Source organism: Acidobacteriota bacterium (assembly GCA_016208495.1).
Classification (GTDB): Bacteria; Acidobacteriota; Blastocatellia; order Chloracidobacteriales; family Chloracidobacteriaceae; genus JACQXX01.
Window position 1 is genome coordinate 1 of record JACQXX010000052.1, and the last position, 21,792, is coordinate 21,792.

Genomic DNA, 21,792 nt, shown 5'->3' on the forward strand with positions numbered 1-21,792 from the left:
ATTCGGCTTTCGGAAAATTGTTCCAGGTTTCGGTACATCATCGCTTCCAGTTCTCTTTCTCTTTGGGGATGGATCAGTCCTTCTTAATTTTATCAACTTTTCTTCTCTTTTCTAGACGTTACTTTGTCGGAGTATCTAATACACGTAGACTTTCCTCTGTAGAAAAATTAATTTACTGTATTCTTTCAAAATTCTGAATTCTCTATTTCAACCTTCCCAGGAGGCAATATGTTCTTCCTACGGATTTGCCGGAGTTTTTTTCTACTTTCTCTCCTCATCATTACAAACGGACTCCTGTGGTCAGCGTTAGTACTTGCCGACCAGAAAGGGAGAACAGATCTTTTTTTTCAAGCGGCTGTCGCCCAACAAATACCTGTTTTATCCGCGGATACATTGATTCAAAAGGAGCTTTCCCCTGGAGAATCCCATAATTACCGAATTGCGCTTGATCAAGACCAGTTTGTTTCCATCGCAGTTGAGCAACAAGGCATTGATGTTGAATTAAGACTTGAAACTGAAAATGGGACTGAGGTGACTGGCATGAATCGGTGGGACAGCACGCTTGGGGTTGAATCGCTGGTGTGGATTGCCAAACATCCAGGTTTGTATCAACTCAAGATCAAAGCGGCCTATCCCAAAGGGTTAGAGGGGAAATATACCCTTAAGCTGGTTGAAGTTCGAGCGGCGACTGAAACTGACTCTACCCGCATTACGGCTCAACAGCTATTTCTCGAAGCTGGACAATACCAGGGCCAGGAAACTGACTCGGCACTGCGCAAAGCCATCGAAACCTATCAGGCGTCACTCCTGCTCTGGCAAAAACTTGGTGATCGGCAGTGGGAAGGAATTACCCAAGCGTTGATCGGTTGGCTTCTAAAAGATCTTGGCCAACTTCGGACGGCAATCGAGGCTGATCGTCAGGGACTGGAGAGCTTTCGAGCCTGTGGCGATCAGCTTGGAGAATCAATGGCGTTGATTGAACTTGGACTGGGCTACCGAATGAGTGGTGAACGAGGAAAGGCGCTTGAGGCGTATGAACAGGCGCTCCGCTTAAAACGTCAACTCGGGGATAAACGTGGTGAGCTTTCAGTGCTCAATAATATGGGTTCAGTTTTCCATGACCAGGAAAACTACCAAAAAGCAATTGAATATCACCTGAAGGCCCTTCCACTTCGCAGAACATTAAAAGATCGAAAGGGTGAGGCAACGACGCTCAACAACATCGGCGCCATCTATATCAACCTTGGGGAACAACAAAAAGCAATGGAGAGTTTTGAACAGGCAATTCAAATTCTCCGGGAAATTGGTGATCAACGGTTGGAGTGTGCGTTGCTGGCAAATATGATTTTGCCTTACCTTGGGATGAATGAGTTGGAGAAAGCACAGGCAGCCTTTGAACAGGCGCTGGCACTGGCTCGAAAGCTTGGAGATCAGGCGGAAGAATCGCGAATCCTGAATTCTGGTGCGACGGTGTATCGTCGGCAAGGACAGCCTCAAAAAGCAATCCACGCTTATCTTCAGGTTTTGGAGTGGTGTCAGAAAAATGGGAGGCGGGGAGCGGAAGCAACGGTTTATAACAATTTGGCTTCGGCCTCTCACCAACTGGGTGAGCCCCAAAAAGCGTTGGATTATTTTCAGCAATCATTGACGATCCGTCGGGCAATTGGGAATTTTTCAGGTCAGGCTTTAAATCTCTTTGGAATGGCAAAGATTGAGTGTGAGTTAAACCAATTTGCCTCAGCTCACGCACATATCCAGGAAGCCATCCGTATTGTCGAGTCTTACTACACCAGATTTACCAATCGCCAACTCCTCAGTTCATTTTTGGCCAATTCGCAACAGTTTTATGAGTTTCAGATTGATTTGCTGATGCAGTGGGCTGAGCAAGATCCATCAGGTGGGCATCGTGAACAAGCCTTTCAGGTCAATGAATTGATGCGAGCCCGAAATTTGTTGGGATTACTCCAGGAAGCTCAAGCCGACATTCGTACTGGCGTTTCACCAGAACTGCTTTCCAGAGAACGAGATGTTGAACAGCGATTCACTGCGCATATTGAGGCGTATGCCAAACTCCTCAATCAAAAATATTCGGCTGAAGATAAGCAGAAAGGCGAAAGACAGCTTGAGGAATTAACCATTGAGTACAACGACGTTCAGGCGCAGATTCGTCAACACAGTCCACGATATGCCTCGCTGACCCAACCCAAAGCGCTGACACTGGCTGAAATTCAAAAACAAGTTGTGGATGACAACACATTGCTACTCGAATTTGCGCTTGGTGATGATCGAAGTTATATGTGGGCCATCACCCAAACCACCTGCACCAGTTATCAACTTCCCCCGCGAGCTGAAATTGAAACCATAGCTGAAGAGGTTTACCGGTTTCTGACCACTGCCAATCAACCAGAAACCGAATATGTAAAAGCGGCTGACAAACTGAGCCGAATCGTGCTTGGGCCGGTCGCCTCACAGCTCAGGAATCAACGTCTTTTGATTGTGGCGGATGGGGTGTTGCACTACATCCCGTTTTCAGCTCTGCCCAAACCGACAACCCCAGGTAGCCATACTGCTGTTAGACCAGGTTCAGTTCAAATCAACTCCCAGCCTGGGTGGAAACCAATGGTTCTGGATCATGAAATCATCTCGTTGCCGTCAGTCACGACGCTGGCCGCCCTGAGAAATGAAACATCAACCCGGCGGGAAGCGCCAAAGCGGTTGGCAGTGCTGGCCGACCCGGTTTTTTCGGAACAGGATGCTCGACTGACCACCCCCAAAAAGAGCCTGACCGCAGAAGCATCACGACCCAAACCAGCATTGACTTCGGACGAACAAATGCTGATTGACTTTTCTCAAAAGGCTCTTGAATCAGCTTCTCAAGCAGGCATCCCGACTTCCGGAATCAACCTTCCAAGACTGGCTGGAACACGCAAAGCCATCGAAAAAATTCTGACCTTTGTGCCACCCCAACAGGTGAAAACAGCCTTTGACTTTGATGCCAATCGGGAACTGGCCCTTCACCCTGAATTGAGTCAGTACCAGATTGTCCACTTTGCAACCCATGGCTTTTTAAATGCAGTCAATCCAGAATACTCGGGCCTTATGTTGTCGCTGGTGGATTCCAGAGGTCATTCGCAACCTGGATTTTTAAGTGCAATTGATGTCTATAACCTGAATTTACCGGCTGAGCTCGTTGTGCTCCACGCCTGCCAGACTGGACTTGGAGCGGACCTGACCGGCTCACAGCCAAAACGTGATGTTCAGTCACAACTCAAAAAAGTTCGGAGCGAGGGACTCATCGGTCTGACCCGTGGGTTTATGTACGCAGGCGCCAAACGCGTGATGGTCAGCCTCTGGAGCATCAAAGAACAGGCCACGGGTGAACTGATGATCCGATTTTACAAACACCTGCAGGGTTCAAAGAAATTATCTCCAGCCGCTGCCTTGCGTCAGGCTCAAATCGAGATGCTGACTCAAACAAAATGGAAATCACCTTCGGACTGGTCAGGGCTTGTCATCCAGGGTGAGTGGTAAAGGGCGGTCGGGATGGTGCAGAGCCTGTGGCTCGCGCCTGGTTTTGTCTTTAGAAAATCGAAAACCTGGAGTCTATTTACAGGTTCAACACGACCCGAAACCCAATATTATTGCTTCGAACTTTGGGCAACACCCGACCACGGTAAGCCGAACGGCACAAATCGGCGACGGTGCTCCAGGATCCACCCCGAATAATTTGGAATTTATTACCTTTGACACTCCAAACCCGGTCATCGCTGGGTGCATTCTGGTAGTTCTCGTGATCCGGGTCGAGGCACCATTCCCAAAGATTTCCATGCATATCATATAAACCAAAAGCGTTCGCCCACTTTAAACTTCCAACCGGGATTGTTTTTCCAGTTAAGTCAGGTTTCTGATACTGAGCAATCTCTGGTATCAGGCTATCACCAAAAGCATATGGCGTGGCGGCGCCGGCCCGGCAGGCATATTCCCATTGGGCTTCGGTCGGCAGTGTGTACGTTCGTCCGGTTCGTTTCGATAACAACCGGCAAAACTCCAATGCCTCCGAGAAATTGACATACTCAACCGGAAGATCAGGGTCATCTCGGAATCGTGACGGGTTAGAACCCATAATGGCTTTCCATTGGGCTTGTGTGAGGAGATAAACCCCTATAAAAAATGAGCGAACCGTAACGTGATGACGTGGGAACTCGGATTCCTGGGCGTTGGGGTCACCTACTTTGGATCCCATCCAAAAGTCCCCACCAGTGATTTTCGTCATGGTCAATGACACGTCATCGCTGAGGCTCTCGATAAAACAAACGGCTTTTTTCTGAAATCGGGATACAATTTCCTGGTGAGGGCCAAGTGTGACCGTCAAAAACTGGTACGTCTGAAAATCCTGAGTCCCGGCAAGTCCAACCTGACTTTTTAAAGACTTGATCGCCGATATTTTCTGATGCTCAATATCCCCCAAAGCATTCCCATACAGTTTGCAGTTCGTGACGAGATGCCGGCTCCCTTGCTCAACACGAATTCCAAGTTGCTTTCCGTCATGGATGGTGCATTGTTCCAACTGGGCAAAGCTTTTTTGAACGACCGAAATCCCAGCCAGCGTGTTTCCATACACATCACAATGAGTCAATTTGGCACTGCTTTTTTCAGAGAGATACACACCTTCCCGATTGTTGTTATAAATTGTACTTTTTTCGGTTGTTACAGTTCCCTCAGCCGTCACGGCAATCCCGGCATGCTGGTTGTTAAAAATCTTACTTTCCTTGATTTCAATATTGGCCTGGAGAGAGACAAGGATTCCACTGTGTTGGGCTTGTGTAATCGAACAGCGCCACAACCTGAGTTGGCTCCTTTGAGTTGCAATCATCCCGGAACCACCGATTTGCCAGATCTCACAGCCCTTGAGCAATCCTTGTGCGCCTTCATAAATAAGAATGCCTTCCTTACCGGTCTTCACAATCGAGCAATATTTGAGTGATACCATTGTTTTTTCTCCATAAACCAGGCACCCGGTGCCGCCCTCAGATGAAATCACACAATTGACAAACCTGACGTCACAATCGGTTATCAATATGGCCTCACGAGATGAGCCTTCGGTGTTGGTGGTGCGCAGGGTCAATCCCCGGATATGAACCCGAGCCGATTGCACAACCAAACCAGGGTTGTTGTGTCCTTGAATAATAATTGAATGCACTTCACCTTCCCCAACCAGTTTGAGTGGTTTGTTAATCATGACGGTTTCTTCATACACTCCTGGAAAAATGCGAATGACAGCCTCTGGAAACGCCTGGGCAACCGCTTCGCCAATGGTTGTGTAGTGACCGATTCCCGTCTTGGAGACAATTGGCGCAGATTGGGCGGTTTCAGGCATCACCGGCACCGGCAGAAGCTGCGGAAGCAACAAAACGGAATGCCCTTGCGGTTGATGAATTCCTTTTCCAACACCATCCGCTGCCTGAACTGATTTCAAGATCAGAAGAAAAGCATCTGGAGCAATGCTTTCGTCCTTGACGATCAGACCTTCAGTAAAACTGGCAATCTGGGTTCCGGGTCTGGCGGAGATTGAGGCCAAATACTGGTTCATCGGAATCGGAAGCCCAAAATCCTGGTGCGGCGGCTGATGGCAAAAGGGACACTGGTTGCGAGCAGTGGCAACCGGCACGGAGAGAACCCAGCATCGGTGCCGCTTGACGGTCTGCCGTGCCTGAGCACCACATCCAGGGCAAGCTGGCGGTTTCTCGTTCGTCAATCCAAAGAAATGATGCTGAGCAGCCGCTTTTGTATCCCCCAAACAAAGAGTCTGGCAGGAATCGCACAGGTACTGATGATGAAACGGACGATCACAGGCCGGGCAATGCTGGTTTTGCTTGTGGGTCAGGTCTTCCACTTCAATCGGCCAGTAATTGCGACAACCCAGACAATACCCCCAAAACGGCTCTTTTGGAAAAGCGTTGCCCAGCACGTGTTCGTGACTAATACATTCAATCGGCCCTGAGTTGCTGGCCCGAAAACTGATTTTATGAATTGGACAAAAAAAACGATGACGATGTACCACGGTGTATATCCGATTTTTAGGATTTGGGGTTCAGAAAAATAGAATTATACCAGTCAAGGTTCAGGGTTCAGGGAAATACAATTGTTTCAATAGGTTAACCTCCTGTAAATCGAGGAGATGATTAAATAGTGGAAGTATCAGTCAGTACCACCTGTGTCAGCAGGTGGGCTGGAAGAAGTGGAGTCCACCCGCTGACGCAGGTCGTACCGACAAGTCCTTTTCCGGCAAGTACTTTGTCATAAGTTTCCTGAGATATTGAATTTGGTAAGTGTTTGATTCTTTTCGTGTATTTCGTGTGTTTCGTGGTTCAAAATGTCTTGGAATTTTCGGTAAGGTACTTATCACTGTCGGATTTCGATCACTCCCTTTTGGATCAACCGATATTCTCCACGGTATTCTTCAACCAGAGCCGGCTTTGTAATGACAATCTCGCCAGTACGGATCTCCGAACAAGAATAAAACTCTGTGTAGTAGTAGGAAAATTCATGCTGAGCCATCAACCGATCCCGGTTTGGTAACGCCAGCAAATGTGGCTGCCTGTTGCTCGAATCAAAAAAGCGAGTTATAGAAAAAAGCGCCTGATTAGTTTGTGTTGAAAGAACTTGAGGTTGGCCATTTACTGGACCAACATCTAGTACAACCCTATTCACTTGTTTTAAGCATTCTTCAACGGTGCCAGATGGAAATGTCGGAGTTGACGGTTGGACCTGAATGCGGTTCTTTTCGGAATGTCCCTGGTTGCCAACGACCGAAGGAGTCGCTGGCGGTTGAGATGGTTGACCCCGGTTATCGTCCAAAGATTTTTTTACCTGGAGCAACATGTTCGCATGACTTTCTTGTATATCTTTGAGTTCGTTCCAAGACTGAGCCTGTTTCTTTTCCTGTTGTGTAAACTGTTCTCCAATAAATGTTTTCAGACCAACAGAGTATTCATTCATCAGTTGTTGCAGTTGATCTCTCATTTCCTGTTTTTCACGTGCCGGGTCATTCGGCGGAGGTCCATCATTCATAGCCGGGCGGCGGGTTCTACCCAAAACCACCCCTCCCCCCAATCCAATCAGAAGGGCAACCAAAAAAGTGCCTCCTTGCTCAAGCCAGTGAAAATACGGTTGGTTTGCCACGGACGCTTTCATATCGGCAATCGCCTGCTTGAGTTCTAAAAGTTCACGAACCTGGGATTTCTCACCGCTTTCGGCTGTAGTCGAACCGGCTGGCTGGCCGTTTGCCAAACCTTCCTGATCACCGGTTGCAGAAACAGAGGCTTTTGTTTTAAATATTTCCTGAATTTTCTTAAAATGCGTTGTTATCTCTGGATGAGCACTGACCCCGCCTAATTCTGAGAAAAGACTATCTAACTGAGTCGAACAACTCAGCTTATTTGATTCACTTAAATAGGTTTTTGCTTCTTTGATGTTCTGCTCATCTGAATTTCCCTCTTTTATATTAGAAAAAATTTGAAGACTTCCTGTTATTAAGGTAATTGACTGTTTTTGAGACTGTTTATCGGTAAATCTACTTTTTTGTGATTGTAAAAACCTAATACTTTCAACCAGAGTTTGGGCGTCATTTTCACCCCCCAAAGAAGGTTGTGGCGGTTCTGGAGACTGCGATGGGCTGATGGACGGTCCTTCTGCATTTGCATTTTGGTCTTTCGGTTCAGCAGAAGAGTCTTCCCCGGTTCCACACCCAACACCTATCAGCAGCAGTATCACCAGTGCGCAAACTGCCAGATTCGATTTTGTTTTTGGAAAATTCATAGTGCCTCTCAAATAAATTGCGTTTACATCCCTGCTTGTACCGGATTTTGTGTCAGGCCAGGTCGGTGTTGGAAAGAAAGGGCTTGTCAGTACCACCCGCGTGAGCGGGTGAGGTAGAGACAAGCCAGCCCACCTACTCACGCGGGTGGCACTGACTCATTGGTTTCGGCTGAACTGTCACCGGTAGTTTCCATCCTTCTCAGCCAGTACATTGAGAAACTTATGGTCGCGGTCTTCGGGATAGAGCAATCGGGACAGGAAAAACCCAAGCGGTGATTGTTTTGATTTGAAATCAAGGCATGCTTTCACCCCTTGCTGAAGCACTGCGTTGAGACTGCTCCACTCTTCGGGCGGCATCAGATTCACGTCTGGATTCCGAGTGTTTCCAATCAGCGTGAAAATTGGCAAAATCGGATCCATTGGCTGTTCATAATCTTGCAACTCTTCGGTGCTCGCCTTTTCGATGGTTTGGAAGTTTTTTCCAATCTTGTCTTTGATAGCGTCAAAACTCCAATGATCACACCAACGCATGGTGACTGGTGGGAACTCGTTGACCTGAAGGTTTTTGAGGGTGATTCCGGTATAGGGTTTTGATTGGACTTCCATTGCCTGGTCTTGCCCTTCAAGCCTGGTAATGGCCCCTATCGCCACGGATGTTTTGGCTTTTTTCAGATCTTCCTGGTTCAACAAAATCACATTCTGGATTTCAAGTGCCCGCAGGTACTGAATTTCCACTTCGTCAACCACTGCTTTCATCAAATGAGATTTAATCAAGGCCAGGATTGCCTGAGCTTCACGCCGGAGTTCATTGGCCGAACGCTCCAGTTTGGCAAAGGCCAGCAACCCCCAACCGTTGCCGCTCAAAATAAGCTGAATCTTGGGCGACCGACCATTGCCCAAAATCAATTTCTGATTGACGGCTGCCGCACAGGTCTGTAACAAGCCGTATAAAATCAAATGCTGGAAAAACAACCGGGCTCGATACCACTGAAACGATGGATTTTCCAGGCGATCAAGAATCGTAGCCTCTCCTTTGGCAAAAGCATCATTGGTTTTGTTGGTGATGTGCAGGGAATAACAGACCCCGGTCGGTAACTTACCGAAGAGTTCATCCCGTGTCAGGCTGTGGTCCACGCCGCGTAAAAACCCCGCCAGCACTCGCCGAAAGATCTCACTCCCGCGCACTGCCGGCGGCTCAAAGTTCTTTTCGGTAAACCGGAAGAAAGCTTCCCCCGCAACTTTGATACTGTCGAGCACCAGAAAACTTTGATCGTACCGAACGGCCAAATCGGCGGTGCCACCTCCGACATCAATAAACACATCAATGATGCCTGGGTTGGCAATTGCCTGCTGGGAATTGGCAATGGCGGTGCTTTCATCCAGTTTATCCCCGTAGTCAAACGTACCAGCCAGGGTCGAGCCGTAACAATATGAGCGAACTTTGGTGATGGCCTGCCGGGCTTCTTTATGAAAATTCTTCGCTTGTGTCTCGGTAAAGGCAAGTGGAAAGGTGAACACATACTCGCTGATTGGCTCTTTGTAGCTGAAAAACACCTCAGCGTGGGCATAGAGCAATGTCAGTTGGAGAAATATTTCGCGAAACGGCAACTCTTCACCCGTCGTCGAGACCGAATTCCACTTCAGGATTGTGCCTGGCCGGGTATTCCACGCATCCTCAAACTGGGCTTCAGCGGTTGCAGTGCCCATTCCTTTATGAAGCGACGGAATATCAGCTTGAAAGAGGTGTTCCAACTGAATGTCTTCCGGCTTGACCTTGTGCAAATTGGCTGATTTCAGATCCAGGAGGATAGTTGGGAAAAATCCTTTGCCACTTTCCCACTTCGAGGGGATAATTCCTGGAATTTCCAAACCCAGACCAGCTCCCCAGACCACTGCCGGACTAAGGCTAAAATTGAGTGGCGCAGGATCTCCCGTCACTTTATAGGCCAGAGCGGTATTGCTGGTCCCAAAATCCACCCCCAGATGGGCGTGATGGATACCTCGGGCCGGCTGGTCAACCAATTTTGATACAAAGGCGACGCCGCGTTCCCGGTTTCCACTATCGCGAAGCATCAATGCGTACGGACGATTTGGCCGGTCCGAACCAGTCAACAAACTGATGTAGGTTTCGTCATCCACTTCGATTTGGCGCGCGGGTGTTCCCTGTTCATCAATCAGGACCCACTGGCCGCATTCACGTTTTTTCGCTCCAAATCCATAAGCCAGATACAATTTCCAGTCCTGGGAAACTTTTGGAGGCCAGAGCGTCAGATTGGCATTCTGAAGTAATTTTGAAAATACCGGTTCCGTTCGCCAGGCAATTTCTTTCCCGAGTAGCGTGAAGGTCCAGTCAATGCCGTTGCCTGAAACCCAAATATCCGCGTCCGGGCGCTGCAACAACTCAGGAAAATGCTCCAACAGCCGTTGTTTGACCGGTGCCAGGCAAATCGCAATCTCACCTGGTTTGAGAACCGAAAATGTTTCACCGACGTCGTGAACCTCGACTTCGTGCAGCCGCCGAGTTAGCGATGAAGCCGGCTTGCGGCACCAGTAGGGAGCATCAGCCAGGAAGAAATCTTTCAACAAAACAACGTCTGACTGTTCATCAAGCTGGAACTCAACCTCCTTCCCGGCAAATTCCACACCGATGGTCCGGGGTCCAAGCCGTTGAAACTGAGCCGGCGACGGCATCCCGATTTCCAGTGGAGTCGTCATCCAGGGTAAAAGTTGCGGCATTCCCGAAATCAGGTAGTAAGTCGTTCCGCCATTTCGTTGCCGTTGGAACGGATATTTTTCCAGGCAGGCTTTTGGCTCCTTGAGAAAGGCGTTTCCGAGCGTGTTCCATTGCCCTGGATCCCAATCAATGACGATGGCATCCACATTTACAGATTTCTCAAGTGGTCCAAAAGCCCCCTCACAAAAACTATCCAGCGCAGTGCGCATGGTGTTCTCCAACACTTTTTTGGCAATGGTACGCAAATGGACGTGAACTCGCTTTTCAATCGAATCCTGGTTAACTATGTCCTGGCTTTGATCGGTCGAATTGGTTTTCTCACTCAGTAAAAGCTCTCGACATCGTTCCCATGATAGATGGGTCTCCTTCAGGTATGGTGCCAGAAGTTTGCTTGTGGACCAGGTTGAGCGACCGCGACTTGGGAAAAAAACGGTTTCCGGGTAATACCCTCCAATGACCGTCCCATCATCCATTTTTAATAAATGAACTGCCCTCAATGACTCATCTTGTTTCGGATTGGGATAGGTACCACTCAGGGCCGGCCAAAGATCAGGATCAAACTCTTTTTCCAAGATACCCCTGGGAAAAGTCTCCAAATGAGCCAGCCCACAATAATGAAGCAAAAATAAGCACACCCATTCCTGAGTCAGTTCGCGGTCGGTATGACGGCGGCGGCTTTGTTCAGCTTCGATGAGTTTCTTACAGCTATAGGCGCCGGCCCAGGCGGATGGAATCGCTTCAAAGTATTTGGGGTTAAAGAGCGGGCTCGGCAGGTTTTCCACCCTATGAAACCGCCGCTCGTTGACCACTCCGATATTTCCCCCTAACAAATTATTATTCAACAGGATTTTGTAATCACTCATAGGTTTTCCCTCGTCTATCTCAACTCCTCATTCACTCCGGCAGGTATGACTGACAATCCCTGGTTTCCAACCATCAGTACCTGGGCTCAACTGGATTTTTTGGTATACACCTGTGACCACACCCAGCGTAAATAACGCCCTGGCGTAAATTCGTTTTCAGGTGGACACCATTTGCCAAACTCAGCGTCTGAAACCTGAACTGCACTCCGGCCCAGCATCAGGGTGCCGCGGGCTTTGTCACTCCAAAATGTTTTGCGTGTTTTCTCCTTCACCTCATCAATCGTGCTCTGGGTACTGGAGAAATAGTTTTGAAGCTGAGCCATATCCTGATTGTTCCACCCCAACGTTTTTGCCGGATCACACAGCGCCGTCATGGCTGCGGCAATCAGATCCAGCGCGTTGTGAAAGCGACGTTTCTCCGCCTCATACCGGTCACTGTTTTTGACATACATCTGTCGCAATGGACCAATGCCTTGCCATTTTACGGGCTCGTGTTCCCAGGGAATCACTCGTTTGGCAAAAAAGTACAGTGCGGCTGAAGATAAAAACACTCGCTCCAGATCAATACTGGCCCCATCCTGCATCGTGGAGCGCGGAAAGTCCGCCAGACTCATCGTGGCATTGAGATGTTCGGTGGAAGTTCCAACCTTGTATGAAGTTACAGCGTGTGTTCCTTCATTTGGACTGGCAAAGAAATTAAATGCCGCCAGTGCCGCAACGACTTCCGTCGCGTGGAGCGGATTTCGCTGGGATTTTCCCCCGTTGCTCCAGAAAGGCAAAAGGTCAGGTGCCGGTTTTCCAACCAGATACAGGTCATTCAGATGTTTTGAGGCGTGATCCTGGTAATAGGCCAATCCTTGCTGAGCCCGTTCCTGCATTTCTTCCGGATCGGCATAAAATCCAAGCAGAATTTGCCGAACCAGTTCCCGCTTTTCCCCTTCCTCCAACCCTGAAAAAGCAGCGTGAGTGCCATGGGCGCGGAAATGCTCCTCGACAATCTGCGGAGTTGCGTCTTCACCAGGTTTGAGTCGGCGAAATGGTGGCTGAGGAGGAATGGTATATGGGGCCATCAGTGCCGCACCGATTTTCCAGCCCCAGGTCGGATGTTCGTTTCGGATCTCTCCTAAAAACTGAGCCATCACCGGAACACCACAGGCGCCGGTCCCACCATGCAGACTCCCGCAGAGAAAAAACCTGACTTCCTGACCTTCAAATTCATTCAGATTGAGTTCTTTCCCCCCTGGCGAGTTCTGGTCTTTCAGAAGGTGGGTAAAAACGGCCATGACCGAAGCCCCAATAAATGGCTTTTGATAGAAGCCACGGTCAATCTGGACATCCAGTTCTTTTGGCTCATAAAAAGTATCCAGAAAAGGTTTCGAACTTCTCAATCCGCTCAAATTGTGCGAATCAAGAATGCCCCGTAGCGTTTTTGAATTCGCTCCACCTCTATCCACTTGTGAAATTTGAAGCGGGTCCAGATGACGGATTCGAGTATCAATTTTCATCCCCCACTCACTCCACGCAAAATGGCCTTCCATCCCTCCGAGATTGATTTGCAATTCGCGGTAGTCGTCAACCGCCTTCTGGAGAGCAATTGCCGCACCGGAGCTGCGATCAGGGTCAACCCGCCAGATTTGGACTTCGTCCCCGGAACTGGTCAGGATTTTATTTTTATCAATTCGAGTGGGCACGCCAGCCATTGCCAACCGGATAAAGGCTTCTCCGACTTTGGCGCCGGTGCCGCCAATCAGAATCAACACATATTTCATGAGGTCCCTTCCTTTTTCTGTTTGTAACAGTCAGTGCGGTCTTTTTTTCAACACTTCTTCATTTGCACGACTCACGACTGATTTGGATTAGACCAAATCCCCACGCCAGGGCCCCAGGTGACCAAAAACCATGAACACCACATAGTTCACCCATGAAAAGAAAATGCCGACACAGAGGCTGTGGGTTCCGATTTCAGTTTGAAACTGCTGTGTGTTGGTTAAAAAAATCAGTACCGCTCCGAGCAGTACTGGAATAAAGCCAATGACAATAAACAGGAGGGTTCTTCCACGTGACCAGGTGTTCACAGCACCCGCGTTTCGTTTCAGAACCCATTTGACAGCCAACATCACCCCAGAGCAAACAGCCGCAACGACAAGTGTGGTAATCAACCACTTGGTTGCAATTTCCTGCCAGTAATCTTCTGTCGTCGCCGCAAACAACCGGAGAAATGCGGTCCAGGTTGGTGACATCAAACTCATGAGATAGCTCATATTCCCAGGTCTCCTCTCAACAGGTTCAAATCAAATCCTTTTTCTCGTACAATGTATTCAAAGGGTCAGTACAAAAGACTTTCTCAGCCTGTCTTCTTGAGCTTCAAAGGTTCCTACTTCGGTCCAATCCGCAGGTACAATTCAACCACGGGTTGTTTTTTCAGCGCCGCGCTTTTCCACAAGCCGGCAAGGGATTTGTCGAGGCCATACGTTCGGTTTCCATTTTCCGCGATTTCGTCATTTTGCGTTGACCAGTCTCGGACCCATGCTGGAACGTCGGCTTCCGGATTGAGATGCCCGGTCGCCCGGTATACCCGCCAGGCTGGAGGATCAGTTGACTTCGGCCATTCCAGTCGCCACTCAAGCACCTGTTTCCCTTGAGAATCCGGTTTTGCAGGATTGACCAAAATCAGTTTCGGATAGCGAAACTGAGCCTGGTCTTTCCCGGCTTTGGGATAAACCTGAGCGGTTTCCCAGGTCAACAGCGTGGTGAGTTCTTGAGGACTTCCCAGATTCAAAGCCGAATCCGACCAGGGAATTTTCGACACGGTCACTGAGAATGTAAGGTTTGTCTGACCCGGTTCAGTTTTCACGGTCAGCCTGGCTGGTCCCAGTTCAGAAGACTTGCTTTTCTCGATTTCAAAACCACTTGAGCTGAACTCGACCAGCGCCGGATCACCAGATTTTGTCAACGGACACCCCAGCGGCAATTCGTAAACCGCCCCGGTATTTGGATTTAATACCTGAAGTTTGTGCTTTAATTGCCGAATCAATCCTTCGAGCGCTCCCGGATCCGGTGAAAAAACATACACATAAAATGGCCGATACCGGGTTGGATCACTACCTGAAGTGTAGGCAGGTGCGGTGGGCGGAACCGCCTGATTTAACCCTTTGCGTTTGAGCAGTGCGTTCATCTCAGAGTAGATATCGCCGCTAAACTGACTCCGAACACCCAAAATGCTCCCGCTCCAGCCTTGTTCGAGCAACATCCGAATATTGCGTTGAAGGTTGACTTGATCTGACCCGCCGACTTTATCTTCAACTGAGTGAACCCCATCGGTGACTAAAATATGAAATCGAGCCGGGAGAGACGCATTCTCCAGAGCCTGCGGGTCCGCCTGAGATGTCACCGGCCCCGCTGGGCCACCAACCAGGCCACCTCCAAAAATCGGAGGCGAAAAATACTGAACGGCTTTCGCCAGGTCATTATACTGTTCGTTAAACGCTGCCTGAGTCCGCGAAGCCAGGATCAATTCTTCAGTGGCTTGCAAGTGACCAATTTCGGCGCCAACCCGGCGCATCCAGATTTCAACTGGAGGATTAAGACTCAATCCACGAAGCTCCTGGAGTGTCCGGCTCAAGACCGATTCTTCTTTCCCGGAAGAAATAAACCCACGCATACTTGGACTCATGTCGAGATAGACCACCAGGTTAGGGCTGGTTTGGAAAACCTCCAGTTTAGACGGGACGACATCGGAGTCACCAGTTTCCAGAATCGTTTTCCACTGAGGTGGTTCAGCAGTACCCTGGCATCCAGCCAGAGCCAGGCTCAGACTCATCCCAGTTGTTATCAGGAGCCCCCTCAACGCGGATCGTGTTTTTTTGAGTGTGGCAGGTGTGTGAGTAGTCATACATTTATGGGTCGGCAATCGGCGACCAATAACAAATAATTCGCGAAACATATTTAAATAGGGCGTGGCTACTTTGAGTTAAAACTCAAGCCGCCACTTTTTTTTTCAGTTTTTGGGACATCGGGCGACTGAACCGAAGGTCCATATAACCGAAGATGTTCCTGGGAACGATGAAAAGTCCAATATCGAGACCAGTCACCATTGAGAAAGACCGAGCGCAAATCAAGCATGGCTTGAGCGCCAGTCACGGTCCAGCGCATCCCGGCGCCGTCCATGCGGGTGACGATGAGTTGTTTGCAAGCCGATTCGACGGCCCCGGAACCAATCGGAAACCCGGCGCGCAAATACTGGTCATAGCGCATGCGGGAGCGGTTGGTGTCAAAATAAGCGATGACTTTGTGAACCGTCTCGGTTTTGGACTTCCCGACGATGAGGCCGGTGGACAAACAATGGCGCAACTCATCAATGACGAGGCCGACCTGGCCGAGGAGAAAGCGGGATTCCTGGGCTTTGACCCAGGCGGTGGCCGCCTCCGAGCCTTCGGGCAAAAAGGTGTAGACGGCTTTCCACAGGTACTCGCGGGCGTGATGAAAGTCGAGAATTTCAACCGCGTACGGACAAATCTCGGCTTTGAGTCCCCACATCGCTGGTTGGCCATCGGCCAGAAACGCCACGGGGCGCCTGGCGCCGCCGCGCGCCTCAACCTGGTCTTTGAGAAAGGGCGTCAGCGTTGGTTTGGCTTCCAGTTCGGCAAAGATTTGTTTGTCGTGGGCCGCAATGTCCGGCAACTGGCCCGTCTCGGTGACCGATTCAAACCGATCCTGCTCCGCTACCGTGTACACCGTGGCCACCGTCGCCATTTTCTTCTTCTGGGCTTTCTCCCCTCGCTTGCGCCGGGTCGGGGTTTGGGCCAGTTCCTTTTTGGTCATTGGGATGCCTTTGCCGTCCGTACTCACCACGATACATTCCCCTTCGCCTGTCGCCTTCATCTTCGCCGGCGATTCATAAAAGCTTCTCACATCCTGGGCCGCCTCCACCGACATCACCTCCACCATCCGCTTTGGGATCTTCACTCCCAATTGTTCATTCAGCCATTCGACGCTCGCCTCAAACGGCTCCACCACACTCAACCGCAACGCCCACTCCTCCAACTTTGGACTGTAACACCGCTTCGGGCGTCCCATCTTCTCATCCAGCGGCGCGACTCCCCCAGTCTCCTCACTCCAAAAATAGGCTCGCTCCACCTCGATTTCCCCAAAGATCGAGACATATCGATAGCTCCTCTGTCCGTGGTAGGGAATCTCTTTCCCGCCCTCCACCTCGATTGGCTCGATCCTTTCTTCTTCCATCCTTGCCGTCACCGACTGCTGCAGCAACGCTCGCCCCAACTTCAATACCTCTTTGAAGATCGCGTTTTCAGTCTCTTCCACTGTCCCCTCCGCTCTTTGGCTGTACCTCACCAGGTTTTCAAAGATCGTTTGCGCTTCCATCACTGCTGTTTCGTTCGTCACCAGATGCAATCCGCTCTGTTTTTTTGTATCTTTCATCGGGCTTTTCCTCCAAGATCCTTCGATTTTCTTTCATTTTCTCAATCTTGCCGGGTTAAAGCCCTTTTTGTCACCTCTTTCACACTTTCAACACTCTATTTCTCAATTACTTACCTTTTAACTCAAAGTAGCCGCGCCCATTTAAATAAGCGATTTAACCGCTTATCCAGTTACGATGGCTGAAGGCCAATCTCGAAATCAAAGTAATGCTTGGAGCTTCGTATTCAAGCACTGAAACCTATTGGATGGCACCCGCGCTTTCCAAAACCCTTACCTTTTCGCGATAAGTGGCATTAGATGGATACTCGGACAATCGTTCTCTCGCCTGTTTCAATGCCGTACTGCCCTCATTATCTCTGATATTTACCTGAGCTCCTGATTTGATGAGGAGCGAATCAACTTCCGGGTTGTATGAATGCATGAGTGCTGTTTGCCCAATGTTATCCCTCGCATTGACATCGGCCCCAGCTTTGATCAAAAGCGAACTGATGTCTGGGTTTCCAACATACATGAGTGGTGTTTTTCCAGATGTGTCTTTTGTATTTGGATTTGCACCTTTTGCAAGCAAAAGCCGAAACACTTCTTGCCCGCTATATTGCCTACTGGCTAACATGAGGGGTAATTCCCCCTGCAGATTAGCTGAATTTGGATTCGTTCCCATCGCAAGTGATATTTTTAGAACTGGAGTATCTGGATACCACACCCCAATTACCAATGCGGTCACACTTCTTAAGAAAATGACACCGCTGAGAATAACAAAAGCCACTCCCGCCAGTCTGGCAGGCCAACCAGACCAGAAGACCGTGTCATATCCCAGGTTCGCCGCGTGTTCGCGCGCTTTTTTCCCCACAAAAGTTACTCCAAAAAGAATGGAATGAAGACCATACAATAAAAACCCAAGGGCAAAGGCTTCTTCAACAGCTTTTATTCGAAAGATGGTTAATATAAAACCAGTTATAATTGGCAACAGAAACAGAACAATTCCGCGAAGACCAGTCTTTTGAAGGGTATCCATATATAGCCTCAATGTTTGGAGTGCGACGGCTTGACGCCGCGTTGATCTTATTTGTCTGAATTAAATGTTTCTCGCAGTTGGCTCTCAGCACTGCGGAGAAATTCCGGGTCAATTTTGATAATTGAGCTATCGCGCTCAACTGATAATGAGCCAAATCCTTCTTTCTTACTCACGTCGAACCGGTAGGTGGTTTCATATGGAACCTCCAGAAACCCACCCTTCCAGTTGACAGTCAAGGTGGTTGTAATTGAATGACCATCAGCAGAACGTGAAATCAATGGCGAGTCGGTTGAACCGTAGGTACCGGTCGGATGGGTCCGGCGGAGCAGAAACTTTCCAAGGTCAGCCGAGGCCGATTCAATTTGGTTGCGGAAAGCCTCATATTCAGGTTGTGAATAAGTAACGGCTGCCTCAGCCGCCTTACGAGCCTGTTCCTCAGCCAGTATTTTTTGTTCCAGCTCTTCGCGTTTTTGCCGTTCGAGTTCTGTTCGCTGGCGCTCAAGCTCAAGCCGCTGACGTTCGACTTCGGCTTGCTGACGCGTAAGATCTGATTGCTGTTGAGTCAACGACAGACTTTGATCCCTGGCTGAAGCACATCCAATACCCCACATCACCAGCCAGCCAAGCATCAAATACCATCCATATTTTCGATTGAACCACCGTTTAAATTGAAAAACAGTCATAATCCTCCCAGCACTTTTTGCTGTTCATAGCATCTCAAGAAAAATCCACGTCAACACTGCTGGCAAATTTTGGAATCAGCAATACCGCGAGAAAAACCGGCGCGATGACCACCAGCAGAACTGGAAGAATGAGAAACTGGCCGAAACTATGTTCAATTCCGCTTCCTAACCGATTGGTAAGCGACACAATCCACTGGCGGGTCAGTTCAATCAGTGCGCTCAACCAATCCAATGGAATCAAGATCACAAAACACAGGCCAACACCCAGTAAAATCACCGAATAGACAATGGCGATGATCGCCAGAACCGGCATCACATAAAATGGTTTGCTTGCTACATATCGAAACAATTCGCCTGCGGCTTTCCAGCAAGCACGATTGACTGTTTTGAATGCTCCACTTCCAGTCAAATCGGCAAATTCAGCCACGATACTCACCGGAACAGCGGACGACAGTTTCGGAATAAACAAACTCAAGAGAAAAATTGGCGCGACCAGACATATCACGACTGGTCCAAACAGAAAGGAGCCGAACGACTGCCCCATCCGATCCGCCATTGCGGTTATGACACGTAATAACCCGGATCGAATCCAATCAACGGCGGCTCCAAGCCAGTCAAACACCACAAACAGGTAAAATCCGCAAGCCACCACCATCAGAAACGGAGCGTATACCACCGCCATGCCAAAGGTGAACGGCTGGACAAACCACCGCTGACGCAAAGAGTAGCGGAAAAGGCTCGCACTCGCCTGCATATAGCCACGGCCAAGCGAACAAAATACACCCTGGCTCATATTGTGTATCCTCAATGAAGAAAAACTGGTTTATTGTTCAAAAAAGCGATGACCAATGCTCGATGTTGTACCAGCTTTTGAGCGGCAAAAGTAGTACCAGCTTTAACAGTTTTTCGCTGCCTGCATTGTCCCAGGCGAGTATTCTCTTGGCGGCAATAATACTTCTCAATTGACAGTACAATCGCTCCGCTTTCAGAGGTATGATGCGATGTTGTCTTTATAAACCACTCAGATCAGGATGATGCGATGTTATCTCACTACATGAAACCATTTTCAAGAGCCATGGGGGATTTCCTCGAATGGACATTGCTGACAGTCGGAAAAAATAAAGCGGCGCCGTTATTTACCAATGAACAAGGGAAGCTCGCTCTGTCACCCTGGCTGGATCGGGCCAAGAACATTGCGTATGCCATTCATCCAAATGATGAACTGGCGGAAGGAATTGTCGGTCAGGTACTTCGGTTTTTCATCGTTTTGGGGAATCGGTCTCAAACCTACCGGAATGAAGAAAACTCAACCAAAGCCCTGCTCAACGATCCACAATCCTTCCAAATGCTCTTGTATGAATACCTCAACCTGACCGAAGTCTTTCAGGAGCGATATGATGATCCGCAGTTTGCTTGCTCCCCACCGTTATCCAAACAACGGCACATGTTTCAAACTCAGTTGGATGAACCGTCAGATGACCCAAATCGCGAGATCACAGCCCGCAAACTCTGCTTGAGTTTGAATATTCGCGATATGGTTTTGGAGCAGCGGATGCCCCAGCTCTCACTTCAGACCATGTGGGCCCGATATTTGAAATTCCTGGTTTTCCTCACTGCGGATCACGATGTGTTCTGGTCAAGTTATACCCTGACTCAGTTCCGGCATATCTATGAAAAGGCGGAGCTGAAAAAAATGTGGACTAAAATCGGATATGTGAAAAACCGGAATGAGAAGAATTTAAATACGGATGTGCGAAAATTGAAGGCCAAGCTGCTCAGTAACCTGGAAAGCCGGTTTGGTGATTTTTTGGAGCCGCTTCCAGAAACTGAATCCCCAGGCGGCTTCAAAGGCCGTGAAACGTTCATCCAGGATCCGGAAGTGCTGAAATTTGTCGCCAAAATGAATGAGGTCTTGACTCCGTGGAAAACCAGTTGCCTTGAATTTCGGGAGAAAAAAAGCCACCTCAAACTCGATCTTGGATATGTGCATGGGTTTATTTGCCCCGAATGCTTCCCATGGTTGGTTCAGGAAAGTATTGGTTCAGCTCCACCGGAAGAAAGACTGGCACTTCCAACGTTTTTCGGACGACCACCGGCACCGTATAATGGCGATTCATCGAACAACGGGAGAATTGAAATGGGGAAAGAAAAAAACTGGCGCTGGTGGTTTATGCCGGACCCTCCCCCGCTTGACCCAATGTTTAAACGGTTGGAACAGGATGCTCAACGACGAAAAGTCTTTACCGGAAGTGAACTTGGAGTGTACCTCGATGGATATAGAATCGGAAAACTCCCCCTCCAGGAATCTCGATCCATTCAATTTTCTGTTGGTGCGGAAAGTCGGTTCCTCCAAATCGTGGCTGAAGACGACCGTGATCTACTTCCGATGGCAGTGCTGGCACTCAACCAATCGGAAATCAAACAATCCGTTCAATACAAACTTTGCGGGGTTAAAACGTATGCGATTGTCCTGGAAGGTGGTCAGGAAATACGGTTTCGGACGCAACTTGAACCTGACCTGGCCGACGAGACAAGCTATCACATTGAAATCGAGTATGTTCCAGGGCGTCCCCAGCCTCTTGCCAGGTCGGTAAACCGCCACTGGCTGTTCCCGACGGTCGTGACAGCCGCTCTCGCCATCTTACTTGGACTGGGGTATTTCTGGTTTCTCAGACGGCAAATTGCCGGACCTCCCGAACCAATCGTGAAGCAACCAGCTCCGGTCATGCCACCAACCCCATTGCCAGCACCACCCAAACAAGAAATGATGCCGCCAGGTCCGGAACCTCAGCAAGTTCAAAAACCTGCGCTTCCCAACAAACCTAAATCAAGACCGAAAGGACAACCTCCAGTTTCAGAATCTCAACCAGATGTGCCAATGCATGCCGGGTACGAAGGCGCCCAAACCCTTGCTGAAACCCAAGATGTCTTTCTTCAGATCACTCAAAACGGTACCCCAATTGAGACTTCATTGCAGACTGCTTTTGAAAAAGCACTTGTGATCAATGGCTACCACCCGGTTCCCGAAGTGACACTCTCAGATACCATTCTCTTTGCAGACATCAAACCTGTTGCGGGGAAAGGTTCCGTCGAGATTGAATTGCGAATGGAAAATCTGGCGAAAACAGTGCTGTGGCCGACTCGGAAAGCCGTTGTACCAGCAATTTCAGTGGAGGCAATTCAAAAGATGCTCCCCAAAAAACAGCATTGAATCAAAACTCAGTGTCAGTCCAAATTCAG

Annotated in this window: 12 protein-coding genes; 2 read left to right on the forward strand and 10 right to left on the reverse strand. The window is 49.1% G+C overall.

Annotated elements, in window-relative coordinates; genetic code table 11:
• Positions 1 to 228: 228 nt before the first annotated feature.
• Entirely contained in the window at positions 229 to 3,531 is a 3,303-nt protein-coding gene (locus HY774_08665; GenBank protein MBI4748550.1) for a CHAT domain-containing protein, read from the forward strand.
• 76 nt (positions 3,532 to 3,607) lie between these two features.
• Here the strand turns inward: HY774_08665 and HY774_08670 are convergent, their stop codons facing one another.
• From HY774_08670 to HY774_08715, 10 genes are all read right to left on the reverse strand, one after another.
• Positions 3,608 to 6,061 (reverse strand): SUMF1/EgtB/PvdO family nonheme iron enzyme, encoded by a 2,454-nt coding sequence (locus tag HY774_08670; GenBank protein ID MBI4748551.1) that lies wholly within the window; start codon positions 6,059 to 6,061, stop codon positions 3,608 to 3,610.
• A 341-nt stretch (positions 6,062 to 6,402) separates the two neighbouring features.
• Entirely contained in the window at positions 6,403 to 7,818 is a 1,416-nt protein-coding gene (locus HY774_08675) for a hypothetical protein (GenBank protein MBI4748552.1), read from the reverse strand.
• A gap of 177 nt (positions 7,819 to 7,995) precedes the next feature.
• Complete coding sequence (locus HY774_08680; GenBank protein ID MBI4748553.1) at positions 7,996 to 11,415, reverse strand: hypothetical protein; 3,420 nt, start codon at positions 11,413 to 11,415, stop codon at positions 7,996 to 7,998.
• An 86-nt stretch (positions 11,416 to 11,501) separates the two neighbouring features.
• On the reverse strand, positions 11,502 to 13,184 hold the full coding sequence (locus HY774_08685; GenBank protein ID MBI4748554.1) for a hypothetical protein: 1,683 nt from the start codon (positions 13,182 to 13,184) through the stop codon (positions 11,502 to 11,504).
• 87 nt (positions 13,185 to 13,271) lie between these two features.
• Positions 13,272 to 13,676 (reverse strand): hypothetical protein, encoded by a 405-nt coding sequence (locus tag HY774_08690; GenBank protein MBI4748555.1) that lies wholly within the window; start codon positions 13,674 to 13,676, stop codon positions 13,272 to 13,274.
• 113 nt (positions 13,677 to 13,789) lie between these two features.
• The gene (locus tag HY774_08695; GenBank protein ID MBI4748556.1) at positions 13,790 to 15,307 is read right to left on the reverse strand and encodes a hypothetical protein; all 1,518 of its coding nucleotides are present in this window, start codon (positions 15,305 to 15,307) and stop codon (positions 13,790 to 13,792) included.
• A gap of 68 nt (positions 15,308 to 15,375) precedes the next feature.
• Positions 15,376 to 16,854: an ISKra4 family transposase gene (locus HY774_08700; GenBank protein MBI4748557.1), complete on the reverse strand. Its 1,479-nt coding sequence runs from the start codon at positions 16,852 to 16,854 to the stop codon at positions 15,376 to 15,378.
• 238 nt (positions 16,855 to 17,092) lie between these two features.
• Complete coding sequence (locus HY774_08705; protein ID MBI4748558.1) at positions 17,093 to 17,869, reverse strand: ankyrin repeat domain-containing protein; 777 nt, start codon at positions 17,867 to 17,869, stop codon at positions 17,093 to 17,095.
• A 47-nt stretch (positions 17,870 to 17,916) separates the two neighbouring features.
• Positions 17,917 to 18,552 carry a hypothetical protein gene (locus tag HY774_08710; GenBank protein ID MBI4748559.1) on the reverse strand — a complete coding sequence of 212 codons (636 nt, stop codon included), beginning with the start codon at positions 18,550 to 18,552 and terminating at the stop codon, positions 17,917 to 17,919.
• Between the two features lie 34 nt (positions 18,553 to 18,586).
• Positions 18,587 to 19,345: a hypothetical protein gene (locus HY774_08715; GenBank protein ID MBI4748560.1), complete on the reverse strand. Its 759-nt coding sequence runs from the start codon at positions 19,343 to 19,345 to the stop codon at positions 18,587 to 18,589.
• A gap of 246 nt (positions 19,346 to 19,591) precedes the next feature.
• Here HY774_08715 and HY774_08720 point away from each other — a divergent pair, with 246 nt between their 5' ends.
• Positions 19,592 to 21,763: a hypothetical protein gene (locus HY774_08720; protein ID MBI4748561.1), complete on the forward strand. Its 2,172-nt coding sequence runs from the start codon at positions 19,592 to 19,594 to the stop codon at positions 21,761 to 21,763.
• Positions 21,764 to 21,792: the final 29 nt, after the last annotated feature.